The sequence below is a fragment of the uncultured Maricaulis sp. genome (assembly GCF_963976135.1).
GTDB lineage: Bacteria > Pseudomonadota > Alphaproteobacteria > Caulobacterales > Maricaulaceae > Maricaulis.
In genome coordinates, this window is sequence record NZ_CAXBKN010000131.1 from 1 (window position 1) to 5,602 (window position 5,602).

Below are 5,602 nucleotides of genomic sequence, written 5' to 3' on the forward strand. Positions count from 1 at the left end.
GATCGCGCTCGGCGATGAAGGCCGGCATATCGCTGTCTGTCAGCTGGCGGCCGGTCGGCAGATCGAGGGTCATCGGATTGACCGGGCGACCGTTCTGATGAACCTCGTAGTGCAAATGCGGGCCGGTGGAGCGGCCTGTCGTGCCGACATAGGCGATGACCTGGCCCTGGGTGACCCGACTGCCGGCGCGAAGGCCGCGGGCGAAGCCATTGAGGTGGGCATAGGCGGTCTCGAAACCGTTTGCGTGACGGATCTTGACGTAATTGCCGAAGCTCCCGAAGCGGTTAGCGCGTTCGACGACACCATTACCGGCGGCGAAGATGGGGGTGCCGGTCGGAGCGGCGAAATCCGTGCCGTTATGGGCGCGGGTATAGCCCAGGATCGGGTGGCGCCGGCGGCCGAAGGAGGAGGAGAGGCGGGCGCCATTGATCGGGGTCAGCATCAGCAGGCGCTGGGCGCTGGCACCCTCGGCGCTGTAATAGCCGATACCGCCCTCAGAGGTCTCGAAGCGGAAGAATTCCTTCGGATCGCCGCGGCCTTCATAGCGGGCATAGAGAATATCGCCGGTACGCGCTGTATTGCCTTCTTCATTCACAAAGCGCTCGAACAGGATGTCGAAGCCGTCGCCCGGCTGGATCGAGCGCTGGAAGTCGATCGCATAGGCCAGAACGCCGGCGAGCTCGACCACGATGCGGTCGGTGGCACCGGCATTGAGAGCATCGACATAGAGCGATGAGGTGATGGAACCGGAGGAGCGCACGACCTGGCGCTCGAACTCGGCAATGGTTTCGCGGGTGCGGTACTCATCGCCGCTGACACGCGCGACCGTGATGGAACGTTCAACATCGGGGCGGAAGGAAATCCCGGTCAGTCGCAGGCGGCTCTGGGTTTCTTCATCGGCTTCGATGGCCGCATCGGGCTCGGTCTCAAGATAGAGATTGAGGCTCTGTCCAGCGCGCAGATAGCGCAGATCATAAACCTGGTTCAGTGCCCGGATGGCTTTCGCAGCATCGGTGGAATCGACCCCGGCATCGTCGAGCAGGCCGGCCAGTGTGCCACCGCGGGGCACAACGCGCTCGACCTGGATATGGACCGGGCAGCGGGCGCAAGCGGTGAAGGCATTGGTGTCGAGCAGGGCGGGATTGAGCGGCATGGCGGGCGTGGTCGCATCGGCGCGTAGCGCCGGGACGCCGGCCGTACTGTCCATGTCCAGCGCGGCAGCATTGATGTCCATCACTGCCACGGCTGCGGCGGGCGCGGTGAGGCCGGCGGCATCGCTGCGCGTATCTTTCGAAGTGACCAGAGCGGTCAGAAGTGCGGCCGACAGCGCCAAGCTGGCGCAGACAACGAGACCGCGGGCGCGCCGCTCATCGGCTTGGGTTACATCAAATCCAGACATGGTTATGTCGATACTCCGAAGCTTCGTTCCATGACGCGTCATCTCAAGCAAGTTTCGCACCGGAGCGAAGCGCGCCTGCGCCCCTTGCCCGATGACCCCATAACCCGACCGAATCATGTCTTGGACGCATTCGGTTGCCAAGTCCTTTCCGCGTTTTGATCGAATTTGTGCTGCGAAACCCGGTCGGCGCGTGAGAGAATCGTGTATCGATTGCCTCATGCAAGAAGAACGCCCCGCCGAAATGGCCGCCGACCAATTAGCCGCACTGCTCTGCGCGCGGCTTTGTCATGATCTCGTCAGCCCGGTGTCCGCACTGGGGGCGGCACTCAGTGTGCTCGATGACGAAAACTCCGCCGACATGCATGAGGATGCGATGGACCTGGTCCGCGACAGTTCGCGTCAGGCCCAGGCCAAGCTGGAATTTGCCCGCCTCGCCTATGGCGCCGGTGGTTCGGCGCCAGCCACACTCGACACGCGCGAGCTGCGCCGTCTGACCGAGGCCATGTTTGCGCCGTCAAAGCCGGAAATTGACTGGAAAGTCGAGGCGCCCGGGCTTGAGAAAACCCCGTCCCGGCTGTTGATGAATTTGTGCATACTCGCGGTCGAATCCGTGCCGCGGGGCGGCAAGGTGACGATCGAGGCCACCGAGACCGGTGGCGGCGCCCGTATCCGCATCGTCGCGGAAGGACCACGGGCACGGCTCAATGCCGATGCTGTCCTCGCTCTGGAGGGGCAAGCGCCTGAAACCGGCTATGATGGCCGCTCGATTCAGCCCTATTTTGCAGGGCTGATGGCACGCAATGCCGGCGGACGGGTCAGTGCCCATGTCAGCGATGAACGGGTCGAGTTCGTTGCCCTGCTCCAGCCGCACCCGTCGACGGCCGGCTGACTGGCCGTCAGTCTCAATCATAAGCTATGAATTCGATGCTGGATTTCGACGGGCTTTCACCAACAGTCCGTTAACCAAGCACATGTCAACTTACCGTCAAATCAGGCCCTGACAGGCATATCGACGGCAAGAGGTTGGCAATGGACGATCTGATCAGTGAATTCCTGACGGAGACTGGCGAAAGCCTTGACGTCATCGATGCGGAGCTCGTCCGTTTCGAAAACAATCCGGAAGATCGGGCAATTCTCGACAATATCTTCCGGCTCTTGCACACGGTGAAGGGGACTTGTGGTTTCCTCGGCCTGCCGCGGCTTGAAGCGGTGGCCCATGCCGGCGAAACTTTGCTTGGCAAATTCCGCGATGGTGACCTCGCCGTATCGCCGCCCATGGTTACCCTGGTTCTGCAATCGATCGATCAGATCAAGGTCATTCTCCGCAATATCGAAGAGACCGGCAATGAACCCGCCGGCGAAGATAATGAGCTGATCGGCCGGCTTGAGGATGCATCCCAGGGCCGGGTCGTCGAAACTGCCGAAACCGCCAAAACCGCCGAACCGGTCGAAACCATGCCTGAAGGCTGGGATGCTGATCTGGGCCGCGAATTGCGTCCGGGAGAGGTGTCTCTGGCCGATCTGGAAGCCGCTTTTCTGACCACCGAGGCGGAAGTTGAGGTTCCAACCCTTGCCGAAGAGCCGGCCATTGAGCATCTCGGGGTTGGTGATTTTGACCCTGAGCTTGGCCGCGAATTGCGCCCGGGCGAGGTGTCTGTTGCCGAACTGGAGGCCGCGTTCAATTCTGCCGAGCCGGAAGCGGGCATGGCACCGGCCGAGATTACCCCGGACATGAGTACGACCGAGGCGCTGCAGACCGCTGTCGCCGCACTCAAGGGGGGCGATGATCAGGTCATGGGTGGCGATGGTGCGCCGCGCATGCAACAGACCGTGCGGGTCGGTGTCGATGTGCTCGATGCCTTGATGACCACGGTTTCAGAACTCGTTCTGACGCGGAACCAGTTGATGCAGACCATTCGCGGCCTCGAGGACGAAGACCTCAAGGTTCCGCTGCAACGTCTTTCCGCCGTCACCGGTGAATTGCAGGACGGGGTCATGAAGACCCGGATGCAGCCCATCGGCGATGCCTGGCGCAAGCTGCCGCGCATTATCCGTGACGTCTCCACCGATCTCGGCAAGAAGATCGAACTGGTAATGGATGGCAGCGATACCGAACTCGACCGCCAGGTGCTGGAACTGATCAAGGATCCGCTCACCCATATGGTGCGCAATTCCGCCGATCACGGCCTGGAAATGCCGGCCGACCGGATCAAGGCCGGCAAGCCGGAAAAAGGCGTCATCACGCTGAAGGCCTTTCATGAAGGTGGCCATATCATCATCTCCATCGCCGATGACGGCATGGGGCTGAACACCGCCCGCATCGGTGAAAAGGCGCTCGAAAAGGGTCTCACCACCCATGAAGAGCTCGCCGCGATGACCGAGCAGCAGATCCATCGCTTTATCTTCGCGCCAGGATTTTCCACGGCCGCGAAAGTCACCAATTTGTCCGGCCGCGGTGTCGGCATGGATGTGGTGCGCAATAATATCGAACAGATTGGCGGCGTCGTCGATGTCACCTCGACGAGCGGCAAGGGCAGCCATTTCAAGATCAAGATCCCGCTGACCCTGGCAATCGTTTCGGCCCTGATCATCGGCAGCCACAAACAACGTTTCGCCATCCCGCAACTGGCCGTGCGCGAACTGGTCCGCGTTGGTGCCGGTTCCGAGCATGCCATTGAATCGCTTAGCGGTGCCCGCGTCATGCGCCTGCGTGACCGCCTGATGCCGCTGGTCGATCTGCAGGAAGTGCTCGGCGTCGCCGACAATACCGGTGAGGCCAAAATCGATACCGGCTTCGTCGTTGTGCTCGACGCGGGCGGACGCAATGTCGGCCTGATCGTCGACAATGTTCTCGATACCGAAGAAATCGTCGTCAAGCCGCTGTCGGACTCGCTGCGCGGTGTCGGCGCCTATTCCGGCGCCACCATTCTGGGCGATGGCACGGTCATCATGATTCTCGATCCCAACGGCCTGGCCGGGGAGATCGTTTCGAGCATGGAAGACGATGCGCATTACGATGCCAGCGCAGCTGCGGCGGCCGATACGCAAAATACCCAGCGCCTTCTGCTGGTCCGTGCTGGCGGTGCCGAGCCGAAGGCCGTGCCGCTGGCTCTGGTCACCCGGCTCGAGGAATTCCAGCCGGACGCGATCGAGACCACCAATGGCCGGCTTGTGGTGCAATACCGCGGCCGCCTGATGCCGATCGTGCCGCTGGGCGGTCAGATCGGTGCCTTGCAGGGGCAACGACAGCCGGTTCTGGTCTTCTCCGAAGGCCATGGCGCGATTGGTCTCGCCGTCGACCAGATTGTCGATGTGGTCGAGGAACGCGTCGATCTGCAGATGCGTTCCGACAAGCCGGGCGTTATTGGTTCCGCCATTATCAAGGGCAAGGCGACCGATGTCGTCGATATCGCCTGGCATCTTGAACAGGCTCAGGCCGGCAATATTCAACGCCGCACCACCAAACGCCGTCGCCGGGTTCTGCTCGTCGATGCCGACGCCTTTGCCCGCCGCATGATCGCACCGCTGCTCGCGGCTGCCGGCTATGATGTCACCCCGACGGGCGGCATGCATGAAGTCCTCGCGATCGCCGAAGCAGGTGAACAATTTGACGCCCTGGTCGGGGATCCCGCCGCGCTCGAGAAAATCCGGGCCCAGGGCATGTGGGCCAATCTGCCGGCGCTCGCCGTCACCGACTGGCCTGAAGACACACAAGCCGAAGGCCTCACCGTGGTGCTGCCGCGTTCGGACCGGGGCGCACTGATCGCCGCCCTGGATGAAGTTTCCCATGAGGAGAAGGTGGCATGACCGATCATTATGATGATTCATCGGAACTGAGTGCCGACGCCATGATCGAATATGTTTCGGTACGGATCGGCGACCAGCTCTTTGGCGCGCCGGTCAATTCCATCCGTGAGGTGTTTGCGCCTCAATCGGTCACCGCTGTGCCGCTGGCGCCGCTTGAAGTCGCTGGCCTGCTCAATCTGCGCGGACGGATCGTTACGGCGATTGATGCCCGGCGGCGCCTTGGTCTGCCGCCCCGCGAGGCGAATGATGCAGGTATGGCGCTCGGCGTCGAGCGCGGTAGCGAAATCTTCGGACTTATCGTTGATTCTGTTGGTGAAGTTCTACGGCGGCCACGCGCCGAGCTGGAGCCCGTTCCCGCGCATGTCGACGCCCGTTGGCGTTCGATGGTGAAGGGGG

General features: G+C 62.1%; 4 protein-coding genes. 3 read left to right on the top strand and 1 reads right to left on the bottom strand.

Features of this window, described 5'->3' with window-relative positions:
- Positions 1–1,399: peptidoglycan DD-metalloendopeptidase family protein (locus AAC023_RS13295; RefSeq protein WP_339741680.1), on the bottom strand; the 1,399-nt coding region annotated here is incomplete at its 3' end.
- Between the two features lie 217 nt (positions 1,400–1,616).
- Between AAC023_RS13295 and AAC023_RS13300 the strand changes: the two genes are divergently transcribed.
- The 3 genes from AAC023_RS13300 to AAC023_RS13310 all read left to right on the top strand — a co-directional run.
- A complete protein-coding gene (locus tag AAC023_RS13300) occupies positions 1,617–2,288 on the top strand; it encodes a histidine phosphotransferase family protein (protein WP_339741681.1) in 672 nt (223 codons plus the stop codon).
- A 140-nt stretch (positions 2,289–2,428) separates the two neighbouring features.
- On the top strand, positions 2,429–5,206 hold the full coding sequence (locus AAC023_RS13305; RefSeq protein WP_339741682.1) for a chemotaxis protein CheW: 2,778 nt from the start codon (positions 2,429–2,431) through the stop codon (positions 5,204–5,206).
- On the top strand, positions 5,203–5,602 hold a 400-nt coding region (locus AAC023_RS13310), incomplete at its 3' end, for a chemotaxis protein CheW (protein ID WP_339741683.1). The genes AAC023_RS13305 and AAC023_RS13310, both read left to right, overlap by 4 nt.